Below are 26,309 nucleotides of genomic sequence, written 5' to 3'. Positions count from 1 at the left end.
GCGCATGCCGACGGCGGCACGCGCGAGGCCTCTGCGGATGGATGGTTTTTCTTTAGGGCGTCAGGGCTCTCGGGCCACGCTCCTCAGGCTGCGGTGGGCGTGCGATTCACGCGCCGGCATGGCCCAGACGGAATCGGGCGCACCGTGGCGCCCCCGGCGCAACGTGGCACGCGCGAGGCCGATAAAGCCGCACGCCAGCGCCAGTGCGCCGATGTCGAAACCGGCGACCATCCAGTCGCCGCGCGCGATGGTGCGCAGCAGGTGGTCTCCGGTCACGACGGCATTGGTGATGGGGGCGAGTACCGCCGCAACGGCGGCAGCGCCCAGCAACTCGACCGCGCCCCGTGCGGGCGGTCGCAGCATCGCCCACGTAATCGCCGCGAAGAACACGGTGTAGTACGTCACGCCAGCCGATTGCCCGGGCCACAGCAGCGCTGCGGGAAACGTCGCCATCACGCCCACGCAGCAGCCGATGCAGACGCCCACCGTCGCACGCGCCAGCAGTTGGTGCACGCGCGGCTGGTCGGCCTGGCGTTGCTTGCGCCGCGATTCGATCCACAGCAGGTTGCCGGAATAGAACACGAACGCGCCGGCCAGGCCCATCACGAGGTAGGCCAGGCGCAGGGCGATATCGCCATAGGTGCCGAAATGCAGCCCGTAGACGAGGCTGTAGATGGCGTGGTTGGTGTCGCGCACGTCCGGCGTCTGGTTGCCGACGAGCTTGCCGCTGTCGGGCTGGTCGGCCGCCGCGCGGATCGCCACCGAGCCGTAGTCGCCCACGGCGCGTGTGCTGCTACCGCGCACTTCCGCCACGGCATTGGCGTCGCCAATGTGCTGATAGTGGATCGACTTTGCCGTAAAGGCCGGTCCGGCCGCTTCGCGTGCGCGGGCCAGCAGTTGCTCGGCGGGCAGCAGCGGCGCGGCGCGGTGGGCGGCGGTCACCGTGCCGGCTGCCGTGGTCACGCGCGGCACTGCGTCGAACAGCTTGCCGTTGAGCGCGACCGTGTTGAACACCGTCATCAGCAGGATGCTCAGGCACAGCACCGGCGCCGTGATCGCAAAGATCAGATGGAAGGGCAGGCTGAACAGGCCCAGCACGTTGTGCATGTCCATCCAGAAGCGCTTGAGATTGCGTCCCGGGCGCACCGCCAGCAGATCCTTCTTCAGGCGCGGCAGATGCAGCAGCACACCGGAAATGAGCGCCACGCAATACAGCACCGAGATCACGCCCATGAAGTACATGCCCGGCTCTTCCAGCCCGAGCGAGTAGTGCAGCCGGTTCAGGAAGTTGGCCAGCTCGCCCTTCATCGGTTCGATCGACAGGTCTTTCGGCGACGTCTTGCCCGCGGCAAGCCCGCTGCCGGTGGTCATCTGCCATTCGCCCTTGCTGTTCTGCCAGTAGGCGGAGAAGTCCGGCTCGCCCTCATTGGGAAAGATGACGTAGGTGCTGGCCGCCGCCGCCGGGTGCGTGCGCACCAGCGTGTTGACGAAGCGGTCGACCTCGGCCGGTGCGATGGCTGCCGACGCGTGATTGGCCCGCAGCGGGTTCTGCCAGGCGTGCAGTTCTTCATGGAACACTGTCAGCGCGCCGGCAAAGAAGGCGATGAACAGTGCCCAGCCGGCCATCAGGCCGACCCAGGTATGCAGCGTCTGATACAGGCGTAAGGTTGCAGGTTTCATCGCGGAGTCAGCTCACCATCAGGCGCGGCAGCCATAGCACGCCGAACGACACCGCGTTGGCCGCAGCCAGCACGGCCCAGGCGCGAGCGCTGGTCGGAAACAGCACACTCAGGCTGATGATCACCGCCCACAGCGGCAGGCAGAAGAGCAGCGCGCCGATGACGCCGCTCTCCCATCCGCCCGGCAGCCAGACGATGGCCAGCGTGCACAGCGCAATGGACAATGGCAGGCCAAGCACCGCCCCGGCCAGCCACTTGGTGCCCATGCCCGTCATGGCTGCGGCTCGGCGCCGGCGCGCCGGCGCTGCACCCAGGCGCCTGCCAGCGGCCACAGCGACAATGCGCCCGTCATGACGAGCACCACCGCGATAACGGCACCGGCCCAGCCCAGCACGTCATTCCACAGCACGACGGCCACGGCGCACAGCGCAGCGGCGGCGCTGCACAACAGCCGCCCGCGCCCGCGCGTTGGCGGCGCAAACAGCACCTGGTTCGGCGCGGCCGCATAGAGGCAGCCCGCCGCCAGCAGCCCAAGCAGGAGGGCAATACCGTGCATGGCAGTCTTCAATGGAATTAAGAACGCAAATGATAATGATTCGCATTGCAAGTGGCAAGCGCTACCCCTGCTCGTTGTAAGGACGGCGCGATGCCGTCCGCCGAGCCGGATGTCAGTGGAGGTTGCCCCAGCGCGGTACGGCCGGCTCCGCATTGGCCCATTGCCATGCGTTGCCGTTCTGGCAGGCGTAGATGGTGTATCCGGCGCCCGGGGCGGTCTTCGGCGCGCCGGCTTCCTGCACGGTGAGGATGGCTTCGCGGCAGGTGGCCAGCGGCGTGGTGAAGGTCCGCACGAGCACGACCTGGCCGTGCGCTTTGGTCACGCCCATCATCCGTTCGAGGGACCAGTTCAGCGACGGCGTGCTGTCGCTCAAGCGGCCCACTGCGGTGGCCAGCGCGTCCTGCTCGCTCGCGGCCCATTTGCGTGTCGCATATTTGATGGAGGCATCGGTGGCGGCGTTGACGGACACTGCCACGCCATAGGCCACCGCCGGGTTGGCTGTCACCGTGCCGGAAGCGATGCCCGCGGCAGCGCCGGTGAGCGGGCCGACCGACGAGCAGCCGGCCAGGAACGCGGCACCGGCCGCCAGGAGCCAGCGCATGCCGCTCATTGCAGCGAACCCCAGCGCGCGGTGGCCGGTTCCGCCGTGGCCCATTTCCATTGCTTGCCGTCGTTGCAGATGGAGGCAATGAAGAAGTCGACCTGCGTGGCCTTGCCATCGGCCGTGTCGACCGTGAAGAGGATTTCCTTGCAGTGGACGAGCGGCCCGCTGATCGACCGCGTGACGACCACACGCCCCTGCTCGTTCGGCTCGAGCGGGATGCGGTGCTTGACCTGCCAGGTGCCGACCGTGTTGTCCGGCAAGCTGCCGGCCACCTGTGCGATCAGGTCCTGGGTCTCGGCATGCACGACGCGCTGCGTATGCTGGAGCGCCGCCCGCGCCCCGGCCTGCACGCCCAGGCCGATGCCGGTGGCAACGGCGGCGTTGTCGGTCACCTTGGTGGCGATGGCCGCACCGGTGACGCCGGCGGCGGCCGTGGTGCCCTCCGACATCAGTGAACTGCAGCCGCTGAGTGTCAACGTGCCGAGGGCGAGCGCGCTGCCCAGCAGCCGGGCAGATGCGAACCGAGGTGTGCGCATGTGAGGGCTTCCAAATCTGCAACACGGCGCATTCTAAAGGACACGGCGGCCCGCAAACGGCGATGCCGCGCGGTTTCTCACAATTGTTTTGAGTTGAGCGGATGCGTGATCGCAGCGCGTGGCAGCTGCGCACGGGTTCTCGCTGCCGGATTGAATCGATCGTCCGCGGCAGGAAACCGCTTGACATGTGCATATGCACTGATAAACTGCAGCCCATGTCGCAGCCACCCGGAACCCCCAAGTGCACCGCGCTCGCCATCCGCCAGGCGGCGCGTTATGTCACGCAGCTTTATGACCGCCATCTGGGCGAGGTCGGGCTGACGTCATCGCAGTTTTCGGTGCTGGTGGCCATTGCCACCGCCGCCGGTGAACCGACGATGGCCTCGGTGGCGGAAGCCCTGGTGATGGACCGGACCACCCTCGTGCGCGCGCTGCAACCGATGCAGCGCGATGGCTTGCTTGTGCAGAAGCCGGCGTCCACAGGACGTGCTACGGCCTTGCACCTGACGTCGCGGGGGAGGGCGCTGCTCAAGGCCGCCGAGGCACACTGGCGGGCGGCGCAGCAGGAGATTGACGACAAGTTCGGGGTTGACCGGGCCAGGGCGCTTCGCGAGGCCCTGTTTGCACTCACCACGGCTTGAACCCGCGCCAGGCAACGGCGCATTTTTTTGCGGTAAAACTGTGCATATGCACACATGGAGATCGATATGGATATCAAAGGCAAGACCATTCTGGTGACGGGCGCCAATCGCGGCCTGGGGCGGCAGTTCACGCAGGCGCTGCTGGCCGCTGGCGCCGCCAAGGTCTACGCAGGCGCCCGCGACCCGCAGACGGTCACGCAGCCGGGCGTGCAGGCCGTGCGCCTCGATGTGACCGACGCCGAGTCGATCGCCGCAGCAGCAGCGGCGCTCACGGACGTTGACGTGGTCGTCAACAACGCAGGCATCATGCAGCCCGCGTCCTTGCTCGCGCCCGCTGACATCGGCGCGATCCACCAGACCTTTGACGTGAACGTGTGGGGCCTGCTGGCCGTCACGCAGGCGTTTGCGCCGGTGCTCAAGCGCAACGGCGGAGGCGCCGTTGTGAACGTGCTGTCGGTACTGAGCTGGGTGGCGCTCCCGACGAGCGGGGCTTACAGCGCATCGAAGGCCGCGGCCTGGGCGCTCACCAACGGCTTGCGGCACGAGTTGCGCAGCCAGGGGACACGCGTGGTCGGCGTGCACCCGGCCTACATCGATACCGACATGACGGCGGGCGTGGCCGCGCCGAAGTCGACGCCCGAACACGTCGTGGCCGAAGTGCTGCGCGCACTGGCCGACGGCCGCGACGAAGTCCTCGTGGATGACGTGGGCCGCAACGTGAAGCAATCGCTCTCGGGCGCAACGCCGGCCTACCTCGCGGCCTGACCGGCGGCGGGGCGCTCGCTCTCGCCGCACATCTGGCGGCGATAGCGCTGCGGTGAAAACCCGACCTGCTTGCGGAACATCGCAATGAACGCAGAGGGCGCCCCGTAGCCGAGCGCAAGCGCAATCTCCTGCACCGGCCGGTCTTCCCTGAGCCACACCAGCGCGCGCAGCAGGCGTACGCGGTTGCGCCATTGCACGAAGGTCATGCCCAGTTCGGCCTGGAAGCGGCGAGCGAGTGTGCGCTCGGTACTGTGCACGCGGTCGGCCCATTGCTTGAGGGTGGTGTTGTCGGCGGGGTCGAGGCGGATGGCCTGCAGGATGGGCTCGAGCTGGCGATCGGTGCTGTCGGGCAGGTAGCTGTCGGCGTGGCCGGCCCGCAAGAGGGCCTGGACGAGCAGTTCGAACTGGCGGAGGTCCCAGTCGTCGGCCATGGCGGTGATGCGGCGCGTGGCGAAATCCTCGATCAGTGCCCGCACCAGCGGCGTCTGCGGAATCAGGCATGCCATGGGCGGCAGCCGTTGCGCGAGCGGCTCGGCCACGTACACCGAGAGGAAATCCGTCGCCTGCCGGATCGACGCGGAATGCGGCTGGTTGGCCGGCACCCAGATCAGGTACTCCGCCGGCGCCGTCAACCGGCGGCCATCGACGGCCACTTCCATGAGCCCCAGGCTGATGCGGTTGATCTGGCCCCACGGATGCGTGTGCGGCTCGATGTCGGTTTCGGGCGCGAAATGGTCGTAGCGGAAGTAGAACGGTGCGCCCTTGGGCACCCGCAGATCGGCTTCGCGGTAGGCGGTGTACATGGGGCTCGCTCGGTTGTCGTCTTCGAGCGGTGAAGTTGTCCGGTTCGCAGTATATGTTCTGAACCGGACATCACTACACTGCCTTCTTCGATTGTTCCACGGAGGCCCTCGTGCCTGTGCTGTATCCCTTGCTGGCAGTGCTGATCTGGGCTGCCAATACGATTGTGTCGAAGGCCGCGGCCGGTGTGGTCGACCCGGCGGCCATCTCGCTGTACCGCTGGGTGGTGGCGGCGATCGTGCTGACGCCGTTCTGTGCGCGGCCGTTGTGGCGCCAGCGCCAGGCGATCGCGGCGCAGTGGCGGCGCTTTGCCGTGCTCGCGCTGCTCGGCATGGTGATGTACCAGTGCCTCGCGTATTACGCGGCGCACAGCACGAGCGCGACCAACATGGGCGTGATCGGCGCGTTGATCCCGCTGCTGGGGCTGGTCCTGAACGTGGCGGTGTTTCGTCAGCCCGTGGGCGCGCAGGCGGTGGCGGGGGTGGTTGTCTCGCTGCTGGGCGTGCTGTATCTGCTCGGCCGCGGAGAGCCGGCCAACCTGTTCGACGGCGGCATCAACCACGGCGACGTGCTGGTGCTCGTCGGCGCCACGGCCTACGCGCTGTACAACATCCTGTATCGGCGCTGGGCGCTGCCGTTCGGGCAGTGGCTGAACCTGTATGTGCAGGTGCTGATGGCCGTGGTAATGCTCGTGCCCGTGGCCATGACGGCGCACAGCCTGGCCATTCCGGCCAAGGGCATCGGGCTGGTCGTGTTTGCGGGCATTGCCTCGTCGATTGTCGCGTCGTACCTCTGGATGCTCGGCCTCAAGCGCATCGGCAGCGAGCGCACGGCGGTGCTCATGAACCTGATGCCGGTCTTCACGGCCGGCCTGGCCGCGGTCATGCTCGGCGAGACCGTGCACAGTTATCACTGGATCGGCGGCGGTCTCGTATTGCTGGGTGTGAGCCTGGCGCAGGGCATCGTGCGCCTGCCCGCGTTGGGGCCGGGCGCGCGCGCCTGAACACGCACGGATTTCCCCCCGCGCGGCGCGGTGGTTGGCGGTAAAATCGACCGCACGACGGGCGCACCAGTGGCGCCCGCCGCGTCTTCCAGAACCCCAATCGCAGACCATGAAACGCAGCGCCGGAGCCGTCACCGTCGATGATGTTGCCGCGCATGCGGGCGTGTCGATCAAGACCGTCTCGCGCGTGCTGAACCACGAGCCCAACATTAGCGAAAAGACGCGCGCCAAGGTAGTCGAGGCGATGCAGGCGCTGGATTACCGGCCCAACCCCGCCGCCCGGCGACTGGCCAGCAAGCGCGCCGACATCATCGCGCTGGTCTACGACAACCCGTCGGACAACTACATCGTCAACATCCAGCACGGCGCGCTCGAAGCGTGCCGGGCGCTCGACTACAGCCTGCTGCTCACCCCCTGCAACTACCGCGATCCGGGCCTCGCCGCGCAGATCATCCAGAGCGCCCGCCAGCGTGCACTGGCCGGCGTCATCCTCACGCCGCCGGTGTCGGACGTGTCGTCATTGGTTGCGGCGCTGGATGAAGCCGGCATCGATTACGTACGTCTCGCACCGGCCGATCGCCAGCACAAGGGCCTGTCCGTCAACACCGAAGACCGCGCCGCCGCGCGCGACATGACGCTGCACCTCATCGGCCTGGGCCACCGCCGCATCGGCTTCGTGGTGTGTGACCCGCACCACGGCGCTGCATACCAGCGCGTGTTCGGCTACCGCGATGCGATGGCGCAAGCCGGCATCGAGGTCGACGAGCGCCTGGTCGAGCAGGGCGAGCATTCGTTTGAATCGGGCGTCGCCTGCGCCGAGCGGTTGCTCTCACGCGAGCCGCGGCCGACCGCGATCTTTGCCGGCAACGACGACATGGCCGCCGGCGTGCTGCGCGTGGCGCAGGCGCGTGGCATCAAGGTGCCGGAAGAACTGTCCATCTGCGGCTACGACGACACGCCGCTCTCCCGCCAGCTGTGGCCCGCCCTCACCACCGTGCGCCAGCCGATCCAGGCGATGGCGCATGCGGCGGTGGAACAGCTCGTCGCGATTCATCGCCCGCATTTACCGGGGCTGAAACCGCATTCGGTGCACGAAAATTTGCAGTACGAACTCGTGATTCGGGAGTCGACTTGCCCGCCGGCGCGTTGACCCACGCGGCGGCCGCGTCTCTTACGCGGGCTGTTTGAGTAGCCCGTACAGGTCATCCTGCGGGTCATAACCCAGCAGCTTCCGGCCGGTCTCCAGCCCCCAGTCCATCCCGCTGTTGTTCGACACCCCGTTGACGACGATGGCCGGTGCCGGCCAGCTTTCCGGGTCTGCCGTGACGGCGCTGAGGAACAGCCGGCGCAGGTCGCCGTTCGATAGCCACATGTTGCGGAACCAGCGCAGGGCGATGCGGCTGGCTTCGTCGGGCAGTTCGTCCGGCACGGGCGTGCCGGCGGTGCCGGAATAGTTGATGTCGTTGGGATCGTTTTCGTCGGGCAGGGCCCAGCCGATGCGCAGCGACACGATCGACAGCTTGCCGCCGTTGGCCGCAGACACTTCGGCGATGGCTTTGCACAGCCGTTCTCCCATCGCCTTGGAGGTGCCGTAGGCGAGCGAATAGACGTCTTCGGTGCCGTTGTTCCAGCGCGTGCCGGGCGCGGGCGGCAGCTCGGCGGTGAGCTTGCCGGGGCCGATGGTGGCCGCCAGCGGCTGATCCTTGTACGCGCCCATGGCGTGGTTGGACGAGGCGAACACGAAGCGGCGCACGCCGCGCGTGGCGGCGGCCTGCAGCACGTTCAGCGTCATGCCGTACGAGGCCAATGCCTGCTCCCACGTCGCATCTGGCGTGGAATGGATGGCGGCCAGGTGGATGACGGCATCGACGTTTTCGAGCAGGTCGGTCCATGCGCCGTCGGCCTGCGTGAGGTCGGCTTTGACCCACTGGAGGCGCTGGGTGGCCTGCGCAGAGAACGACACGTTCTGGTCGACCCAGTCGATACCGATGATGGCGGTGCACCATGGGGCGGAGGCCAGTGCCTCGACGACCTTGCGGCCGAGGTTGCCGGCTACGCCGGTGACCAGTACGCGAGCGGGGGGTTGGTAGTTAGCCACGGTGTTGGAGTTGGGTTGGGTGTTGGGGTGGGGCGGGGGTTGGACGGTGGTGGTCCATCCCGTGCTTTCGTCCCTGCCGGGGCCGGCTGACTTTCTTTGTCTTGCCAGAGTAAGTCAGCAAAGAAAGGCACTCCCGGGATGGCGAGAACGTCGTCGGATTTCCGAAACGGGCGGAGATGCCCGCTTACAGAAACCCAAGGCGCCATCCAGGGCAGGGACGGCCAGACCGTCTCTGTGCTTTGCGTTGCGCCCGGCTGGTTCCGCTCGCCTTGTCAGCCGCGGTTGGAGCCGGACAGCACGTCGATCAGCACCGCGAGCACGAGCACGCCGCCCTTGACGATCATCTGCCACGAGGCGTCGACGTTCATTTGCTGCATGCCGTTGTCGAGGCTTGCCATGACGAGGGCGCCGATCAGCGCGCCGTACACGGTGCCCGAGCCGCCGCGCATCGAGGTGCCGCCGATGAAGCAGGCGGAGATGGCGTCGAGCTCGCCGCCCACGCCGGCCGACGGCGAACCCGCCGCCGAGCGCGCCGTGGTGATGATGCCGGCGAAGGCGCACATCAGACCCATCAGCACGAACACGAACAGCTTCACACGGCCCACGTTCACGCCCGACAGGCGCGTTGCTTCCATGTTGCCGCCGACCGCATACACGTGGCGGCCGAACACGGTTTGCGTGGCCACGTACGAGAAGATGGCCAGCAGCACCAGCAGGATCAACACCGGCAGCGGCACGCCGTTGGCCTGGTTGAGCACGGCGACGAAGCCGAACGATGCCGCCGCGATGGCCAGCAGTTTCAGGCCGTCGGCCCACAGCGGCGGCAACGAGAGCGACAGGCGTGCGCGGTCACGGCGGCGGCGCACGGTCAGGAAGACCGAACCGGCGACGATGAGAGCGGCCAGCGACCACGCCAGCGATGCCGGCACAAAGCTCTGGGCCAGGTTGCCGAGGTCATCGGGCACGGGCGCGATCGTCACGCTGTCGGTGCTCCATTGCAGCAGGCCACGGAAGGCCAGCATGCCGCCCAGGCCAACAATGAACGATGGCACGCGCAGCTTGGTCGTGATGAAGCCGTTGACCACGCCGATGGCCGCACCGGCCACGAGCACGGTGATGACCGCCAGCCACGTGTTCCACCCCAGGTTGACGGTCAGTATGGCGACCAGCCCGCCCAGCAGGCCGAGCAGCGAGCCGACCGACAGGTCGATCTCCCCGGCGATGATGACGAACACCATGCCGCAGGCCAGCATGCCGGTCACCGACATCTGCAGGAACAGGTTGGAGATGCTGTTGGGCTTGAGGAACGTGCCGTTGGTCTGGACCTGGAAGAAGATCCAGATGAGCGCCACGGCCAGCAGCAGGGCCAGCACCTTGTAGCGCACGAACAGTTGCTGAATGGCGCGGCTGTCGAGGCGGGGGCCGCCGTTACCGCGTTGGCGGGCGAGTTGGGATTGCAGGATGTTCGACATGGCGAAGCTCTGTTCAGGCAGCCTGGGGCTGCGGTTCTGCATGGATCGCTGCGGCCAGGATGCGCTCCTGGGTCAGGCCTTGATTGACGAAGTCGCCGCGCACCTGGCCCTCGCCCATGACGAGGACACGATCGCTCATGCCCAGGATCTCCGGCATCTCGGACGAGACCATGATGATCGCGACGCCGCTGGCGGCCAGGTCTGCAATCATCTTGTAGATGTCGTACTTGGAGCCGACGTCGACACCGCGCGTCGGTTCGTCCAGGATCAGCACCTTCGGCATCGCCAGCACCATCTTCGTGACGACGGCCTTCTGCTGATTGCCGCCGGACAGGCTGGCGATCGACAGCGCCGGGCTGGCGGTCTTGATGCGCAGGCGCTTGATTTCGCGATCGACGGTGGTCAGCTCGGCGCCCTTGTCGACGCGCAGACCGCGTGCGTACTGCGCGAGCGTGGCCAGCGTGATGTTCTCGCCCACGGCCATCAGCGGCACGATGCCGTGCCGCTTGCGGTCTTCCGGGACGAGGCAGATGCCGTTGGCAATCGCTTCCGCCGGCGAACCGACCTTGACCGGCTTGCCCTCCATGATGATCTCGGCGGTGGAGCGGCCGGGGTAGGCACCAAACAGCGCGGACACCATCTCCGTACGCCCCGCGCCGACCAGGCCGGCAATGCCGAGAATCTCGCCGCGCCGCACGGCAAAGCTCACGTTGTCCGCGCGCTTGCGGTTCGGGTTGGTGACGTCCCAGCAGGTGACGTTGCGTGCTTCCATCACCACGTCGCCCACGGTGTGTTCGATCTTGGGGAACAGCGACGTCATCTCGCGGCCGACCATCATGGTGATGATGTCATCGATGCGCATGTCGGCGGCCGGGCGCGTGCCGATGTGCTTGCCGTCGCGGATGACGGTGATGGTGTCGCACACGCGCTTGACCTCGTCGAGCTTGTGCGAGATGTACACACACGCCACGCCGCTGCGCTTGAGGTCTTCGATGATGGACAGCAGCACCTCGATTTCCTTGGCCGACAGCGACGACGTCGGTTCGTCCAGGATCAGCAGGCGCGCGTTCTTGGCGAGCGCCTTGGCAATTTCGAAGAGCTGCTGGTGGCCGCTGCCGTAGTTCATCACGGGCGCGGCCACGTTCACGTCGGTCAGTCGCAGGCGCGCGAGCAATGCCTCGGCCTTGGCGTGCATGGCGTCGTAGTCCATGCGACCCCCGGGCTTGGTGATCTCGTTGCCCAGGAAGATGTTTTCCGTCACGGAGAGCTGCTGGACCAGCATCAGCTCCTGATGGATGATTACGATGCCGGCGCGCTCGCTGTCGCGCACGGAATGCGCGTGCAGTGGTTGCCCCTCCCAGAGGATTTCGCCCTCGAAGGTGCCGTACGGGTAGACCCCCGACAGCACCTTCATGAGGGTCGACTTTCCGGCGCCGTTCTCCCCGCACAAACCGACGCACTCGCCCGGGTTCACTGCCAGGCTGACGCCGTCGAGCGCGCGCACACCGGAGAACGACTTCACGATGTTGCGCATCTCGAACAGGGTGCCGCTACTGCTCATGGCGTTCTCCTACTGACTACGACTGACCACTGCATCGACGGCTTACTTGCCGAAGACCTGCTGGCGCGTATAGAAGCCGTCCTTGACGACCACGTCCAGGTTGTCCTTGGTCAGCAGCGTCGGGGTCAGCAGGATGGTGTCGACGTCTTTCTTGCCGTTGTTCAGCTTGGTGTTGAACTTCGGCGTGGTGCCCTTGACGAAGTCGACGGCCATTTCGGCAGCGGTCGCGGCGATCTGCTTGATCGGCTTGTACACCGTCATGGCCTGGGTGCCCTCGGCCACCCGGCGCACGGCAGCCAGGTCGGCGTCCTGACCGGACACCGGCACCTTGCCTGCCAGCTTCTGGCGCGCCAGCGCCTGGATCGCACCGCCGGCCGTGCCGTCGTTCGACGCCACGATGCCCTGGATATTGTTGTTGTTCGCCGTCAGCGCGTTCTCAACAATGTTCTGCGCCTTGGCGGGGTCCCACTCGGGCGTCCACTGCTCACCGACGATCTTGATGTCGCCCTTGTCGACCAGCGGCTTGAGCACCTTCATCTGGCCTTCGCGCAGCAGGCGAGCGTTGTTGTCGGTCGAGGCCCCGCCGAGCAGGAAGTAGTTGCCCTTCGGGGCCAGCTTGACCACGCCCTGTGCCTGCAGCTCGCCCACCTTCACGTTGTCGAACGTGACGTAGCCGTCCACATCGGCGTTCAGGATCAGGCGGTCATACGACACGACCTTGATGCCCTTCTTCTTGGCGCTGGCGATGGCGTTGCCCAGCACCTTGGAGTTGAACGGCACGATCACGAGCACGTCGACGTTCTGCGCGATCAGGTTTTCGATCTGGGCGATCTGCTTGGCTTCGTTGGCGTTGGCCGACTGCACGTTGACAGTCGCGCCCAGCTTCTTGGCCGATTCGACAAAGTAATCGCGGTCGTGCGTCCAGCGCTCCACGCGCAGGTCGTCGATCGAGAAGCCGATCACTGGCGCTTCCTTGCTGGCGTGCGCCGACGTTGCGGCAAAGGTGAGGATGGCCGCTGCGGCCAGGGTGTTCAGTACGCGGGAAATCATGAAGGTCTCCTGTTTTGCGTCGATGCTTTAGAAGGTGACGCCCGTCTTCAGGCCGACGACGAACGCATTCTTGTTCTGCGTGGTGCCGCCCGGATGCAGGATGTACTGCAGATTCGGCCGGAAGTACACCGATTTCACCGGCGACCAGCTGTAGTAGAGCTCGCTCACGTACTCGTAGCCGTCGCCCACCACGGTATTCGCGCCGGTGCGGGCATTGACCTGGTGCACGTAGTCGGCGAAGCGCCCGTTGTTGTGCGTGGCGCCCACGGCAAAGCCGATGGTGTCCTGCAGGCGGTCAAACGGCCCCTTGTACTGCACGCCGACCGAGATCTGGTGATCGGTCTGCGCGGTGTTGCGGTCCGCCTGCGAGAAGTTCAGGAACACCGTGGCGCCGCGGCCATCGGGCGCGCCGGTGATCTGCTGCTGCAGGTTCAGGTAGGCGCCGTATTGGCCGTTGCGCTGGCGCGCATCCAGCCCGGTGATGCCGCGCGGGTTGCCGTTCACGTCTTCGTAGAGGTCCTTGCCGTCGGACGTGTTGTACCAGACGCCCACGCGGTACGTGCCGGGGCGGCCCTCGATCTTGGGCATCCAGCCGAATTCCAGCGGGATCAGGGCGCCGGTGGTGCCGCCCGGGTTGTTGAGCTTCCAGCCGTTGCGGCGGGCCCAGCCGTCATCCACGTAGTTCGGGTTGACCTGGTACACGCCGATCTGCGCGTAGGTGTCGGCCGAGGTGTGCACCTTGGCGCGCGCGCCCCACTGGCTGGTCGGCCAGTTCACCCAGTAGCCACCCACCAGGTTGCCCGGCTGCGAGCCGCAGAACGTCAGGTTCTGGAAGTCGCACGAGAACGAGAAGAAGTCTTCGCCCACCGTCACGCGGCCGGCCTTGATCTCCAGGCGATCGTTGAGCAGCTTCTGGTTCAGCCAGAACTGCGTCAGGTGCCACGTCTGGCCGCGGCCATAGACTTCCTGGATCAGCATGTTGTTGCCGATGTTCGCATCGCTGCCGAGGTTGCGGCCGTTGCGGTCCGTCACGGTCGCCTGGAACGTTGCACCCTGCCAGCCGACGAGCTTCTGCAGGTCCATCGCGGTGCCGATGACCCACTGGTCGGTGTAGCGCGTGAGGTGTTCGGTGCCGCCGCTGAAGTTGTGCGCGATTTCACTGCCGTAGCCGAGGTTGAAGGTCACGCCCTGTTCGGCCAGGCGGGTGCGCAGGCCGCCCCAGTCGCCGGTCAGATACGGGCTGGTGGTGACGTCATACGCGTGCGCGCCGGCCGCGCCCAGGGCGAGCACCGCGGCGGTGATGGCCGACATGCCGATGCGTTTGCTGCGGGACTGCTGACGTGCGGCCGGACGTGCTGTCGAGCGGCGCGCGAATTCGAGCTCCATGGACTGTCTCCTGATATTGGAACCGCATGTCGCATGACAGCGGTGTCGGCGTTCTCTTCTGAATAGTGTGGCGGGCCGACGGACGCAAGAATGGACACAATTGACAGCGCTGTCAATCTCGGGGTTTGCCCTAGTTCGTTCGGGACCATGCACCGCATCGAGGGCGATGGACGGCGATGCTGCGGTGCGGAAATCGCAGGCGACAGGCCCAGCGCTGCCATGGGTGCGCGGCTTTCTGCATGGTATCGATCTTGCTCATGCTGCACGCCGTTTTCCGAACCGCCCGAGGAGCCGCCATGCAACGCGAAGATGTGACCGACCTGATCGTCCTGCAGAAGATCAAAAAGCAACTGACGTGGGCGCAGTTGGCCGAGGTGATCGGCCACAGCAAGGAGTGGAGCACGGCAGCGCTGCTCGGCCAGATGACGCTGACCGAAGCGCAGGCGAACGCCATTGGTGCGGCGCTGGACCTGCCTGAAGAGGCCATCGCGCTACTGCAGGTGCCGCCGTACAAGGGCTCGCTGCCGACGGCCGTGCCGACCGATCCGCTGATCTATCGGTTCTACGAGCTCATCAGCGTGTACGGCACCACGTTCAGGGCGCTGATCCACGAGGAGTTTGGCGACGGCATCATGAGCGCGATCGATTTCAACATGGATCTCACGCGCGAGCCGGACCCGAAAGGCGACCGCGTTCGCATTGTGATGAGCGGCAAGTTCCTGCCCTACAAGACGTATTGAAGCGTCCTGCCGCGCCGGTGCGCCATCGCGCGGCAATCCGCTCGCTGCGAGGGCTTCGGTGTCGGCTCCGCCCTCTACGTGAAGCACTATCCGAAATCGAGATACCGGGTATTCCCAATATGGCGTTGTGAAATTTTGCTCCTCTTCCTACGATCCACCGCAGATCCGTTATCCGTACGGATGTTCGCAACAAGAACATCCGCTGCCGCCGCGGACGAACAGCGACAGATCCGAAGGATCAAGGAGACAAGATGATTTGGCGCCCCACGGCGCAGGCATCACGCCTGTGCGACGCTCTCCGGCTCCGCGCCACCGGCCGGGGTTGGCGAATGAGCACGACCTCCGCAACAGCCGCACTCCACGTGCAGCGCTTCCTTGCCGAGTGCCCCTCCTCGCCGTCCCGGTGGCCCATCCTGCTGCTGCGTTTCCCGATCGTTGCCGCCTTCGGCTTTGTCGCGCCCGCACAAGGGCCCCAAAGCCCCCGGCAACACAAGGAGACATCGCGATGAAGACTTGCGTCGCCATCATCGGTGCGGGGCCGTCGGGCCTGCTGCTCGGCCAACTGCTCAGCAGGGCCGGCATTGACAACGTCGTGCTCGAGCGGCAAACCGGGGAATACGTCCTTGGCCGGATCCGTGCCGGCGTGCTCGAGCAGGGCACGGTCGAACTGATGCGCGAGGCGGGCGTCAGCGAGCGCCTCGACAGGGAAGGCCTGATTCACGAGGGGATCGAACTCATCTATGGCGGACGACGCGACCGCATCGACCTGAAAACGCTGACCGGCGGCTCGACCGTGACGGTCTACGGGCAGACCGAAGTCACGCGGGACCTGATGGCCGCCCGCAAGGCCAGCGGCGCCCAGACCGTGTACGAAGCCGCCGACGTGCGCCTGCATGACCTCGACACCAACAAGCCCTACGTCAGCTTCCAGACGCACGGCGAATCCTTGCGCGTCGACTGCGATTACGTCGCGGGATGCGACGGCTTTCATGGCGTTTCGCGCAAGAGCATTCCCGAACATCTTCTGACGCACTATGAGCGCGTCTATCCGTTCGGCTGGCTGGGGCTGCTTTCCGACACGCCGCCCGTCAGTGACGAGCTGATCTATGCATACCATGCGCGCGGCTTTGCGCTTTGCAGCCAGCGCTCGACCACGCGCAGCCGGTACTACCTGCAGGTGCCGCTCGATGAGCGCGTGGAAGCCTGGCCCGACGATCGCTTCTGGAAGGAGCTGCGGACGCGTCTGCCCGAGGACGTGGCCGCCCACGTGGTCACGGGCCCGTCGATCGAGAAGAGCATCGCGCCGCTGCGCAGCTACGTTGTCGAGCCGATCCAGTACGGCAGGCTTTTCCTCGTGGGCGACGCGGCGCACATTGTTCCGCCGACCGGTGCCAAGGGGCTGAACCTCGCCGCGAGCGACGTGAACACGCTCTACCGGATCCTGCGCGGGGTGTACCACGAGGGGCGAACGGACTGGCTGCAGAAATACTCTTCGATTGCGCTCGGCCGCATCTGGAAGGCCGAGCGGTTCTCGTGGTTCATGACCAACCTGCTCCACGAGTTTCCTGGCCGCGACGCGTTCGACAGGCGCATGCAGCAGACCGACTACGCCTACTTCCTCGACTCCGAGGCCGGACGGAGAACCATCGCAGAAAACTACGTCGGCCTGCCGTTCGATCCCATCGAATGACGGCCGAGCGACCGGGCCAGTTACGCTTCGTCGCCGTCGTCGTGCCCGTCGATGAGCGGGCGGCCGCGGCGCGGCATCTCCGAATCCAGCACCAGGCGGCCATGCACGCGGCCCTTCATGCGCGTGACGTGGTGCGTGCAGTCTTCCATGTGCGTACTCATGAGTTCACGCACGGTGTCGGCGTCGCGCGCGCGGGCCGCATCCAGAATCTGCCGGTGGAACTTCACGTTGGAGGCGCCGAACTTCGCGTGGTCCTTCGGCGAGGTTTCGTTGCCGAACACCACCAGCTGCCGAATCATCTCGTTGATCAGCTCGCAGCAGAACCGCAGCATCGGGTTGGGATTGGCCGCGGCCAGGATGTCGTGAAAGCTCAGGTCTTCCTGACGCTGGTCCAGCGGCGCGGCAGCCTTGGCCGAGGCGGGGTCGCACAGGTCGATGGTGTGCTCGAGCGCGCGGAAGTCGTCTTCGGTCAGATGCGGCACGGCGCCGGCGGCCAGTTCAGGCTCCAGCAGGCGCCGCACGGTGTAGACATCCGCAATGCCGATGTCTTTGAAGAACAGATAGTTCTGCATGAGCTGGAACGTGCGGTCCAGCGGCACCTCGACGATGGTGCCGCCGCCGGCGGGCCCCGTGCTCACACTCACCAGGCCTTGCACTTCCAATGATTTGAGGGCTTCGCGGATGGTGCCCTTGCTCACGCCGAAGGTCTCCTGCAGCTTGACCTCCTGCGGGAGCTTGTCGCCGGGCTTGAGGTTGCGCTGCGTGATCAGCCGCTTGAGTTCTTCGGCAACGAGATCAGCGCGTTTCTGCTTGCGGATGCCGATCGGCGGTGTCTTGCCTGCTCCGAGTGTGGCCATGGATGTCCGTTCCTTGTTACGCGCATTCTAACTGCCGGGCTGTGCTGCAGGGCTTGCCCGACGTGGTGCATGCATGCCCTCCGATCGTGCGCACGCACCGCGTTTCCGCATCGTCGCCAGCGGCCTTCATCGTCCATACCTTGGCGTAAACACCGACTTCGTCGTCGTTGACGCGGCGTGGAGGCGGCTTCTATGATGATTTCGCCTATTTATCATAACAAATATAAGAAACTGGTCTGGTTCTTGCTCGACGGGATGGCCGGCGAAGACCTTGCCGGTGAAGGCCTGGAGGACGCTGCCGCCGGTGGTGGCTCCGAGCGCTGTTCTGTATCCACACGACCCCAAGGAGTGCGCTTTGAATCGTCGAGATTTGCTCAAACTGGCGGCGCTGTCCGCCGTGCCCGCGTCGGTGCTGCAGGCCCGTTCCGCGTTGGCCGCCGATGCCATCGAACTCGGCTGCCCGGTGCCGATGTCCGGCGCGTTTGCCGCCAACGGCAAATTCGCCGACCTGGGCATGAAACTGGCCGTGGAGCAATACGGCAAGGTGCTGGGGCGCCCGCTGGCGTACAGCGTGCTCGACACCGAAGGCAAGCCGGCCACGGCCGTGCGCAAGGTGCAGGAACTCGCGCAGCAGAAGAACGCGCGCTACTTCGCGGGCGGCATCCTGTCGTCCGAGTCGCTCGCGATGGGCAAGGAGGCGGAGAAGTTCGGCGGGGTGTTCATCACGACCGCGGGCGCCGATGAAATTACCGGCAAGGACTGCAACCGCGCGACCTTCCGCTGGTCGGTGCCCACATACGGCGCCATCGAGCGCACCGTGCGCCCGCTGATCGAATCGATGCCCAAGGCCAAGCGCTGGTACACCATCACGCCGCAATACGTGTTTGGCGATGGGTTGCTCTCGGCGGCCAAGAACATCTTCAAGGAAAAGGGTATCGAGCATGTGGGCAACAGCTATCACGCGCTCACCGAGAAGGAATTCAGCGGCTACCTGACCAACGCGATGGCCGCCAAGCCCGACGTGCTGCTGATCCTGAACTTCGGCTCGCAATCGTCCGACACGCTGCGCCAGGCGGTGAGCTTCGGCATGAAGAAGAACACGACGATCCTGGTGGCGTGGGCGTCGGGCCTGGAGCAGTTCGAATCGCTCGGCGCCGACCTGTGCGATGGCGTGTACTTCGGCGCGCAGTACTGGCACGACGTCGATACGCCCGCCAACCGCGATCTGGTCAAGCGCACACAGGCCGCGTTCAAGACCAACCCGAACTACAGCCTGGCAGGCTCGTACACCTGCACCAAGATCCTGCTCGACGCGATGGCCAAGGCCGGCAGCGCCGATCCGAAGGCCGTGATTGCCGCGCTGCAGGGCATGAAGTACGACGGTCTGACGGGCCCCGAAGAAATTCGCGCGGCCGACCACCAGGTGCTCAAGAACTACTACCTGCTCAAGGGCAAGCCCAAGAACCGCATGAAGGACAAGGACGACTTCGCCGAAGTGGTCGCCGTCGGCAAGGCCTTCCTGCCGGTGGAGCAGACGCAGTGCAAGATGGCCTGAGGGTCTGATCTGCGGCACGCCCGGCTGGCTTCAGCTGTTGAGGCACGGGCGCTTGTCTTCCTGAGTGCCATTTCGGTCAACGCAATGAACGTCTACCTGCTCCAGGTCGTCAACGGCGTGGGGATCGGCATGCTCTACTTCCTGCTGGCGGTGGGGCTGTCGATCATCTTCGGGCTGTTGCGCTTCGTCAATTTCGCCCACGGCGCGTTTTATGCGCTGGGCGCGTATCTCTGCTTCCAGGCCCTGCAGATGGGCATGGATTTCTGGCTGGCGCTCGTGCTTGCGCCCATCGTCATCGGCGCGCTGGCGTGGGTGACGGAGAAAGTGCTGCTGCGCCACGTCTACGCGCAGGCGCACGAATTCCACATCCTCGTCACCGTGGGTCTGGCCCTGGTCGTGCAGGAACTCATCATCGTGGCGTGGGGGCCGCTGGGCGTGGATGTACCGGCGCCCGAGGCCTTGCAGGGCGTGGTGATGTGGGGCGATTTCGTCTACCCGAAATACCGCCTGTTCGTCATCGGTTTTACAGCCGTGCTGGCGCTCGCGCTGTGGTGGCTGCTGGAGGGCACGCGCCTGGGCAGTGCGGTGCGGGCGGGCAGTGAATCGACCGAGATGGTCTCGCTGCTCGGCATCAACGTGTTCCGCCTGTTCAGCTTGATGTTTGCACTGGGCGCGGCGACGGCAGCGGTGGCCGGTGTGCTGGCGGCGCCCATTCGCGGCGCGGAGCCGTTCATGGGCGTGGAGGCCCTCGGCGTCGCCTTCGTGGTTGTGGTGGTGGGCGGCATGGGCAGCTTTGCGGGCGCGCTGGTCGGCGGCCTGCTGGTCGGCATCGTGCAGAGCCTGATGAGCACGCTGTGGCCCGAGGGCGCGCGGCTGATGATCTACGTGGCGATGGCGGCCGTGCTGCTGCTGCGCCCGCACGGCCTGCTGGGGAGGGGATGATGCAAGCCGCATTCCATGGGATTTCGCGTCATCGCTTCTGGTGGCTGGCGCTGGGCGTGACGTTGCTGCTGCCGCTGGTGCTCAGGTCCGGCACGTTGGCCACCGAAGTGCTCGTCTACGCGATGGCCGTGATGGCCTGCAACGTGCTGCTCGGCTACACGGGGCTCCTGTCGTTCGGGCAAGGCATCTTCTTCGGGCTCGGCAGCTACGCCGCGGGCATCGGCCTCACACAACTGGCGCTGCCGATGCCGGTGGCGCTTGTCCTGGCCGTGGTGGTGGGCGCGGTCGTGGCGGCGGTGGTCGGCTGGTTTGCGATCCGCCAGCGCGGCACGTACTTCGTCATGCTGACGCTGGCTTTCTCCCAGATGTTCTATTTCCTGGCCTACACCACGCCGTCGCTCACAGGCGGAGACAACGGCCTGCTGGACATTCCGCGTCCGGCGTTTGCGGCGTCGCCGTGGGCGTTCTACGCGTTCGTGGCAGTGCTGTTCCTTGTCGTGTTCTTCCTCGTGCAGCGTGTGACGGAATCGGTGTTTGGCCGCACGCTGCTGGCGATTCGCGACAACGAAGAACGTGCGCTCGCCGTCGGCTACAACGTGCGCGCCTTCAAGCTGCTCGCGTTTGTCATCTCCGGTGCGGTGACGGGGCTGGCTGGCGCCCTGCACGCCATGCTCACGGGCATCGCGCCGCTGGCCAATATCGACTACCACGTCAGCGAGATGATTCTGGTGATGACCGTCATCGGCGGCACGGGTAACGTGTTTGCCTCGGTGTTGGGCGCAGCGTTCTATGTGTTGCTGTCGGACTGGCTCTCGAGCCTGTGGCCGCGCTGGCTGATGCTGCTGGGCTTCCTGTTGATTGCGGTAAGCCTGTTCATGCAGCGCGGGCTGTTCGGGCTTGGGCAGAAGCTGTGGCAGCGCGTGCGCGCGCCGCGTCACGCACCGGCGGTGCAGGAGGAGCGCGCATGACCACCACGCCCATCCTCCAGGCCACCGGCATCGTCAAGCAGTACGGCAAGTTCACCGCACTGGGCGGCGTTGACTTGCGTGTGATGCCCGGCACGGTGCACTCCGTCATCGGGCCCAACGGCGCGGGCAAGACCACGCTGTTCCACATGCTCACGGGCACGCGCATGATCACCAGCGGCACCATCGTCTTCGATGGCCACGACGTGACGCGTGAAGCCGACTACCAGCGCGTGCAGCGCGGCATCGCACGTTCGTTCCAGGTGACGAGCCTGTTCCCGAGCTTGTCGGTGCGCGAGAACCTGCGCCTGGCCGCACTCGGCACCACGCCGCGTCGCGCCATGCACGGCTGGCGCCTGCCGCAGGGCGATCTGGCCTGCTCCGATACGGTCGACCGCGTGCTCGAACGGCTTGAGTTGCCGCGCCTGGCCGACACGCCAGCCGCCGCGCTTTCGCACGGCCAGCAGCGGCGGCTGGAAGTCGGCATGGCGCTGGCCGCCAACCCCCGCGCGATCTTTCTCGACGAGCCGACCTCCGGCATGGGCGTGGACGACCTGCCCGCCATGAAGGCGCTCATTCGCGGCCTCGCGCAGGACCACACGGTCGTGCTGATCGAACACAACATGGACATCGTGATGGACATCTCCGACACGATCACCGTCATGCAGCAGGGCAAGGTGCTCATGGAGGGCACGCCCGACGCCGTGCGGTCGGACCCGCGCGTGCGCGCCGCGTATCTCGGCAACATGATCACGGGAGGCAAGAAATGACGACGACGGCGATTCTCGACGTTGCAGACCTCCACGGCTATTACGGCAAGAGCCACGTGCTGCAGGGCGTGGCGCTCACGGTGGGCGAGGGCGAACTCGTGACGCTGCTCGGCCGCAATGGCGCCGGAAAATCGACCACCCTGAAGACGATTGCCGGCGTGGTGACGCCGCGTGGCGGGCAGGTGCGTTTTCGCGGCAAGGACATCGCTGGGCAGCCACCGCATCGTATTGCCGCCCAGGGCCTGTGCCTGGTGCCGGAGCATCGCGGCATCTTCAAGCTGCTGACGGTGGAGGAAAACCTGAAGCTTGGCGCGCGGCGGGATTCTCCGTGGCAGCTGGCCGACATCTATCGCATCTTCCCGCGCCTGCATGAGCGGCGGCGCAACGGCGGCGCCAACCTCTCCGGCGGCGAGCAGCAGATGCTCGCCATCGGGCGCGCGCTGATGAACCACCCGCGCCTGCTGATGCTCGACGAGCCGGTCGAAGGTCTGGCGCCCGTCATCGTGGAAGAGATCGTCGCGCAGCTGAAGGTCATCAAGCAGGCGGGCGTATCCATCCTGCTCGTCGAACAGAACCTCGAAGTCTGCACGCAGCTCGCCGATCGCCACGTGATCATCGAACAGGGCCGCGTGGTCTACACCGGCACCAACGAAGCCTTCCGCGCCGACGACGCCATCAAGGACCGCTACCTTGGCGTCGGCCTGGCCGCTTAAACGTACACATCATGACGACCACCCAACTCGATACCACTTTGCGCATCAACGGCGCGCGCCTGTGGGACACGCTCATGCAGCAGGCGCGCATCGGCGCCACGCCCAAGGGCGGCGTGCGTCGCCTCGCGTTGACCGATCTCGACCGGCAAGGCCGCGATTTCTTCGTTGCACAGGCCGAAGCCGCGGGCTGCACCGTGCGTGTGGATGCCATCGGCAACCTCTTCGCGCGCCGGCCGGGGCGCAACAACGCGCTGCCGCCCGTCATGACCGGCAGCCACATCGACACGCAGCCGACCGGCGGCAAGTTCGACGGCAACTACGGCGTGTTCGCGGGCATCGAGGTGGTGCGTGCGCTCAACGATGCGGGCATCGAAACGGAAGCGCCCATCGAAGTGGCCGTGTGGACCAACGAAGAAGGTTCGCGCTTCGTGCCGGTGATGATGGGCTCCGGCGCGTTCATCGGCGAGTTTGCGCTGGACGCCGTGCTGGCCGCGCAGGACCGCGACGGCGTGGCCGTGGGCGAGGCGCTGCGCAGCATCGGCTACGCGGGGAGTGAGCCTGTTGGCGGCCGAGCCGTCGGTGCCTACTTCGAAGCGCATATCGAACAGGGGCCGGTGCTGGAGGCACACGCCACGACCATCGGCGTGGTGACGGGCGCGCTCGGCCAGCGCTGGTACGACGTGGTCTTGACCGGCATGGAAGCGCACGCCGGCCCCACGCCGATGGAGCTGCGCCGCGATGCGTTGCTGCCCGCCGCAGAACTCGTCGGCATTGCCAACCGCATCGCGCTCGAGCGCCCGCCGCATGCGCGCGCCACGGTGGGCTGCCTGAGCGTGCATCCGGATTCGCGCAACGTAATTCCGGGCCAGGTTTCGATGACGATCGACTTTCGCGCGGCCGACGACGCGATGTTGTCCGACATGGATGCGGCGCTGCATGACGCAGTGGCGGAGTTGCGCACCCGCAGCGGCATCGACATCGCATTGCGCCAGGTCGTCTACTTCCCGCCGCAGCCGTTTGACGCCACGTTGGTGAACGCGGTGCGCAGCGGCGCGCGGCAGTTGGGGTTGTCGGAGATGGACGTGATCAGCGGCGCAGGCCATGACGCGGTCTATCTGGCGCGCGTGGCCCCCACCGCGATGATCTTCGTGCCGTGCAAGGACGGGATCAGCCACAACGAGATCGAAGACGCCCGCCCCGAACATCTGGAAGCCGGGGCCAACGTGCTGCTGCACGCAATGCTGCAGGCCGCTGGCCGCGTTTGACACAACCCCCCCGACCGCTCATGCGCATCCTGATCGCCCGCTTCAATCACGAGACGAATACGTTCTCGCCGGTGCCGACGCCGCTGGCATCGTTCCATCCGCACTACGGCGCCGACGCGTACCGTGCCGCCAAGGGCACGCGCACGGCGGCCGGTGCGTTCATCGATCTGGCGGAGGCGGCAGGCGCGGAAATCGTCGTGCCCGTCGTGGCCGGAGCGAACCCCAGCGGACGCGTCGCTGCCGAGGCGTACACCACGTTGTGCGACGCCATCGTCGCGGCGGCGCCGGGGTGCGATGCGTTGTTGCTCGACCTGCACGGCGCGATGGTCGCGGAGAACAGCGACGACGGCGAAGGCGATCTGCTCGAACGTCTGCGCGCGGTGGTACCCGATGTGCCGATTGCCGTCGCGCTCGACTTGCACGGCAATCTCACGCAGAAGTTCATCGACTTGGCCGACATCGCAGTCAGTTTCAAGACGTATCCGCACGTTGACATGTACGAAACCGGCGAGCACGCCGGCCGCCTGCTGTTCGACAAGCTGGCCGGCCGCGCGAACCCCGTGCTCGCGTGGCGCCGCCTGCCGATGGTCACGCACACCCTGCGCAGCCGCACCGACGAAGGCGCGATGCACCGCGCTGTGGCGCTCGCCAAGCAGGCCGAGAACGACGGCATGCTGGCCGTGTCCGTCCTGGCCGGATTCGGGCTGGCCGACATTGCCGCGCCGTGCCTTTCCGTCGTGGTGGTCGGCAACGGCGACAAACATGCCGCCGACGCTGCGGCGCAACGCATTGCCGATGCCATCTGGGCTGATCGCGAAGGGTTCGTCTATCGCTCTGAACCGTTGACCGAATCGATCGCGCGTGCGGCCAAGTTGGCCGACGCCCCGGGCAGCGGCCCCGTGCTGCTGCTCGATCATGGCGACAACTGCATGTCGGGCGGCACGTGCGACGACATGCACGTCCTGCACGAAGCGTTGCGGCAAGGCTTGACCGGCATCGCTGTCGGGCCGGTGTGCGACCCGGAAGCCGTCGCGGCGATGATCGAGGCGGGCAAGGGGGCCACGGTCACGCTGCCGGTGGGCGACAAGGTGCCGCTCGTGCAGCTCGGCATCTACCCCGTGCCGCGCGCGCTGACGGGCAAGGTCGTCGCCATCAGCGACGGCGAATACACCATCACGGGGCCCACCTATACGGGCCAGCGCATCCGCATGGGCCGCACGGCGCTGCTCGACATCGGCGCGGCGCAGATCGTCGTCACGGAGACGCCGCAGGAGCATTGGGACCTCGGCATCTTCACGCACATCGGCGTGGACCCGCATGCCGCGCGCTTCGTGCTGCTGAAGTCGCGCATGTATTGCCGGCCCGTGTTCGTGCCCATTGCCAGGGCCGTGGTGGAGTGCGACGGCGGCGGCGTGACGAGTTCGGACTACACCCGCTTTCCGTTTGCCACGCTCAAGCGGCCCGTGTTCCCGTTGGATGCCGCGACGGTTTCGTAGAGATACCCGACCGGCTTACCCTCGGTCCGTTGCGGGCGCGTCTCCGTCCTGTTGATGATGCGGCCCGCCAGGCCGTCGATCTCGTCGCATTGCGCGCGCGTCCAGCTGCGCAGCTTTTCGATGTTGCTCAGCAGGCCGAGGCGGAGGATCTGCGTGTCTTCGCCCATGCCGACAAGCCTGACCGAATGCTGGCCTGCCGTGACCACGTCGCCGGCGGCCAGCTCCAGCATATTGCCCGCGCCGTCCTTGAATTCGGCCGTGCCGCGAATGACGCGGTAAACGACCACCTCGCCTTTCGAGAAGGACGCCGCGTCCACTGCCCCTGCCTGGCTCTTGGGGAGGCTCGACTGACCGCGCGGGTCGGTGGCAATGATGTGTCCCGTCACAAGCTGGCCGCTGGGTGCTTCGATGCCGGTGTCGCGCACGTAGACCGGTCCGGGCGATTGGATGGAGTCGCCGGCAAGCGGCTTGTACAGCGCATGCAATTCCAGCGGGTCTTGCACCCAGAAGTCGGCGCCAGCCGGCCGGTCATGTGCCGGATGACTCCAGGCGATGCGCGGCGTCTCGGCTTCGTCGATCAGCGCCGACGGCACAATCGTCGGGTTGGGAAACGTTGTCGGATCGGTGATGAACGCTTCGAGAAACTTGCCCGAGCACCCCATGGAAAGTGCGTCGGGCACCACGGTTTGCGGCGTGCTCAGGTTGTCTTCGGTCGACAGGCCCGACCACGTGTAAAAAAGCTGCCGATGCACGATTGCGCTTTGCAGGATCACCGAGCCCGGGCCGACGTAATGCAGCCGGCCATCATAGTCGAACGTAAATACGCCCGAGGTGACCAGCACGAACTGAAACGCGCCCGGCGGCAGATGCAGATGGAAATCGGTCGGGCCGGTGTCTTCCAGATAGATCGGCCGGTTGGTGGCGACCTCATGCAGCAGGAAGGCTTCGTTGTTGGCGGCAAAGCCTTCGTCGGCGCGGCTGTACAGCGCCTGCGGGCGATAGGTCGCTTCGTACCTGGCATCCTGGCGGCGATCGACCGCAACGAAGTCGCCTGTATTGAGCCGGATGGGATTGCCGCCCGGATGCAACAGGCTCGCAGCGCGTTGGAACTCCGTGGTGTGCGTGTTCATCGCAACCCTCCGTGAATCGATCAACATCGATGGA

Annotated in this window: 26 protein-coding genes; 13 read left to right on the top strand and 13 right to left on the bottom strand. The window is 66.2% G+C overall.

Annotation, left to right across the window (positions count from 1 at the left end):
- Window positions 1-60: 60 nt before the first annotated feature.
- The 5 genes from A6M56_RS13115 to A6M56_RS13095 all read right to left on the bottom strand — a co-directional run bounded on the left by A6M56_RS13115 (window position 61) and on the right by A6M56_RS13095 (window position 3,375).
- The gene (locus A6M56_RS13115) at window positions 61-1,680 is read right to left on the bottom strand and encodes a PepSY-associated TM helix domain-containing protein (protein WP_062738563.1); all 1,620 of its coding nucleotides are present in this window, start codon (window positions 1,678-1,680) and stop codon (window positions 61-63) included.
- A 7-nt stretch (window positions 1,681-1,687) separates the two neighbouring features.
- The gene (locus A6M56_RS13110; protein WP_045219029.1) at window positions 1,688-1,954 is read right to left on the bottom strand and encodes a hypothetical protein; all 267 of its coding nucleotides are present in this window, start codon (window positions 1,952-1,954) and stop codon (window positions 1,688-1,690) included.
- Complete coding sequence (locus A6M56_RS13105; RefSeq protein ID WP_045219027.1) at window positions 1,951-2,235, bottom strand: hypothetical protein; 285 nt, start codon at window positions 2,233-2,235, stop codon at window positions 1,951-1,953. Before A6M56_RS13105 ends, A6M56_RS13110 begins: the two co-directional genes overlap by 4 nt.
- Before the next feature lie 112 nt (window positions 2,236-2,347).
- Complete coding sequence (locus tag A6M56_RS13100; protein ID WP_226947021.1) at window positions 2,348-2,836, bottom strand: hypothetical protein; 489 nt, start codon at window positions 2,834-2,836, stop codon at window positions 2,348-2,350.
- A 5-nt stretch (window positions 2,837-2,841) separates the two neighbouring features.
- Window positions 2,842-3,375, bottom strand: coding sequence for a hypothetical protein (locus A6M56_RS13095; protein ID WP_045219022.1), 534 nt, complete (start codon window positions 3,373-3,375; stop codon window positions 2,842-2,844).
- A gap of 215 nt (window positions 3,376-3,590) precedes the next feature.
- On the opposite strand from A6M56_RS13095, the gene A6M56_RS13090 reads away from it, so the two are divergent.
- Together A6M56_RS13090 and A6M56_RS13085 are read left to right on the top strand one after the other, a co-directional pair.
- Window positions 3,591-4,016, top strand: a complete 426-nt coding sequence (locus tag A6M56_RS13090) for a MarR family winged helix-turn-helix transcriptional regulator (RefSeq protein WP_045219020.1) — start codon at window positions 3,591-3,593, stop codon at window positions 4,014-4,016.
- 66 nt (window positions 4,017-4,082) lie between these two features.
- Window positions 4,083-4,781 carry an SDR family oxidoreductase gene (locus tag A6M56_RS13085; RefSeq protein WP_062738561.1) on the top strand — a complete coding sequence of 233 codons (699 nt, stop codon included), beginning with the start codon at window positions 4,083-4,085 and terminating at the stop codon, window positions 4,779-4,781.
- Here A6M56_RS13085 and A6M56_RS13080 read toward each other — a convergent pair.
- Window positions 4,766-5,584 carry an AraC family transcriptional regulator gene (locus A6M56_RS13080; RefSeq protein ID WP_102079198.1) on the bottom strand — a complete coding sequence of 273 codons (819 nt, stop codon included), beginning with the start codon at window positions 5,582-5,584 and terminating at the stop codon, window positions 4,766-4,768. The two genes, A6M56_RS13085 and A6M56_RS13080, sit on opposite strands and share 16 nt — an antisense overlap.
- 110 nt (window positions 5,585-5,694) lie before the next feature.
- On the opposite strand from A6M56_RS13080, the gene A6M56_RS13075 reads away from it, so the two are divergent.
- Complete coding sequence (locus tag A6M56_RS13075) at window positions 5,695-6,585, top strand: DMT family transporter (RefSeq protein ID WP_045219014.1); 891 nt, start codon at window positions 5,695-5,697, stop codon at window positions 6,583-6,585.
- A 109-nt stretch (window positions 6,586-6,694) separates the two neighbouring features.
- The gene (locus tag A6M56_RS13070; protein ID WP_102079200.1) at window positions 6,695-7,735 is read left to right on the top strand and encodes a LacI family DNA-binding transcriptional regulator; all 1,041 of its coding nucleotides are present in this window, start codon (window positions 6,695-6,697) and stop codon (window positions 7,733-7,735) included.
- Window positions 7,736-7,756: 21 nt separating this feature from the next.
- On the opposite strand, the gene A6M56_RS13065 is transcribed toward A6M56_RS13070, so the two are convergent.
- The 5 genes from A6M56_RS13065 to A6M56_RS13045 form a co-directional block, all read right to left on the bottom strand.
- Window positions 7,757-8,683, bottom strand: a complete 927-nt coding sequence (locus A6M56_RS13065) for an NAD-dependent epimerase/dehydratase family protein (RefSeq protein WP_102079201.1) — start codon at window positions 8,681-8,683, stop codon at window positions 7,757-7,759.
- A gap of 272 nt (window positions 8,684-8,955) precedes the next feature.
- A complete protein-coding gene (locus tag A6M56_RS13060; protein WP_102079458.1) occupies window positions 8,956-10,155 on the bottom strand; it encodes a sugar ABC transporter permease in 1,200 nt (399 codons plus the stop codon).
- 13 nt (window positions 10,156-10,168) lie between these two features.
- A complete protein-coding gene (locus A6M56_RS13055; protein WP_102079202.1) occupies window positions 10,169-11,716 on the bottom strand; it encodes a xylose ABC transporter ATP-binding protein in 1,548 nt (515 codons plus the stop codon).
- A 42-nt stretch (window positions 11,717-11,758) separates the two neighbouring features.
- A complete protein-coding gene (xylF, locus tag A6M56_RS13050; RefSeq protein ID WP_045219003.1) occupies window positions 11,759-12,766 on the bottom strand; it encodes a D-xylose ABC transporter substrate-binding protein in 1,008 nt (335 codons plus the stop codon).
- A gap of 27 nt (window positions 12,767-12,793) precedes the next feature.
- Window positions 12,794-14,152 carry a carbohydrate porin gene (locus tag A6M56_RS13045; protein ID WP_045219002.1) on the bottom strand — a complete coding sequence of 453 codons (1,359 nt, stop codon included), beginning with the start codon at window positions 14,150-14,152 and terminating at the stop codon, window positions 12,794-12,796.
- A 296-nt stretch (window positions 14,153-14,448) separates the two neighbouring features.
- Here A6M56_RS13045 and cynS point away from each other — a divergent pair, with 296 nt between their 5' ends.
- Together cynS and pobA are read left to right on the top strand one after the other, a co-directional pair.
- Window positions 14,449-14,892 carry a cyanase gene (gene cynS, locus A6M56_RS13040; protein ID WP_102079203.1) on the top strand — a complete coding sequence of 148 codons (444 nt, stop codon included), beginning with the start codon at window positions 14,449-14,451 and terminating at the stop codon, window positions 14,890-14,892.
- Between the two features lie 505 nt (window positions 14,893-15,397).
- Window positions 15,398-16,582: a 4-hydroxybenzoate 3-monooxygenase gene (gene pobA, locus A6M56_RS13035; protein ID WP_102079204.1), complete on the top strand. Its 1,185-nt coding sequence runs from the start codon at window positions 15,398-15,400 to the stop codon at window positions 16,580-16,582.
- Between the two features lie 20 nt (window positions 16,583-16,602).
- On the opposite strand, the gene A6M56_RS13030 is transcribed toward pobA, so the two are convergent.
- Complete coding sequence (locus A6M56_RS13030; RefSeq protein WP_102079205.1) at window positions 16,603-17,439, bottom strand: FadR/GntR family transcriptional regulator; 837 nt, start codon at window positions 17,437-17,439, stop codon at window positions 16,603-16,605.
- A 355-nt stretch (window positions 17,440-17,794) separates the two neighbouring features.
- Between A6M56_RS13030 and A6M56_RS13025 the strand changes: the two genes are divergently transcribed.
- From A6M56_RS13025 to A6M56_RS12995, 7 genes are all read left to right on the top strand, one after another.
- Complete coding sequence (locus A6M56_RS13025; protein ID WP_102079206.1) at window positions 17,795-18,994, top strand: ABC transporter substrate-binding protein; 1,200 nt, start codon at window positions 17,795-17,797, stop codon at window positions 18,992-18,994.
- Window positions 18,995-19,078: 84 nt separating this feature from the next.
- Window positions 19,079-19,936 (top strand): branched-chain amino acid ABC transporter permease, encoded by an 858-nt coding sequence (locus A6M56_RS13020; protein ID WP_027679694.1) that lies wholly within the window; start codon window positions 19,079-19,081, stop codon window positions 19,934-19,936.
- Window positions 19,936-20,904, top strand: coding sequence for a branched-chain amino acid ABC transporter permease (locus tag A6M56_RS13015; RefSeq protein WP_045218988.1), 969 nt, complete (start codon window positions 19,936-19,938; stop codon window positions 20,902-20,904). The genes A6M56_RS13020 and A6M56_RS13015 overlap by 1 nt, the downstream gene beginning before the upstream one ends.
- Complete coding sequence (locus tag A6M56_RS13010; RefSeq protein ID WP_045218985.1) at window positions 20,901-21,671, top strand: ABC transporter ATP-binding protein; 771 nt, start codon at window positions 20,901-20,903, stop codon at window positions 21,669-21,671. Before A6M56_RS13015 ends, A6M56_RS13010 begins: the two co-directional genes overlap by 4 nt.
- Window positions 21,668-22,384: an ABC transporter ATP-binding protein gene (locus A6M56_RS13005; RefSeq protein ID WP_045218983.1), complete on the top strand. Its 717-nt coding sequence runs from the start codon at window positions 21,668-21,670 to the stop codon at window positions 22,382-22,384. The genes A6M56_RS13010 and A6M56_RS13005 overlap by 4 nt, the downstream gene beginning before the upstream one ends.
- An 11-nt stretch (window positions 22,385-22,395) precedes the next feature.
- Entirely contained in the window at window positions 22,396-23,649 is a 1,254-nt protein-coding gene (locus A6M56_RS13000) for a Zn-dependent hydrolase (protein ID WP_102079207.1), read from the top strand.
- A 20-nt stretch (window positions 23,650-23,669) separates the two neighbouring features.
- Complete coding sequence (locus A6M56_RS12995; protein WP_286758155.1) at window positions 23,670-25,145, top strand: M81 family metallopeptidase; 1,476 nt, start codon at window positions 23,670-23,672, stop codon at window positions 25,143-25,145.
- Here the strand turns inward: A6M56_RS12995 and A6M56_RS12990 are convergent.
- A complete protein-coding gene (locus tag A6M56_RS12990) occupies window positions 25,076-26,275 on the bottom strand; it encodes a cupin domain-containing protein (RefSeq protein ID WP_202966845.1) in 1,200 nt (399 codons plus the stop codon). The two genes, A6M56_RS12995 and A6M56_RS12990, sit on opposite strands and share 70 nt — an antisense overlap.
- Window positions 26,276-26,309 lie beyond the last annotated feature (34 nt).

This window comes from Ralstonia sp. RL (genome assembly GCF_001683835.1).
Lineage (GTDB): Bacteria > Pseudomonadota > Gammaproteobacteria > Burkholderiales > Burkholderiaceae > Ralstonia > Ralstonia mannitolilytica.
Note: the sequence above shows the minus strand (reverse complement) of the source record. Positions and strands in the feature narration are given on the sequence as shown.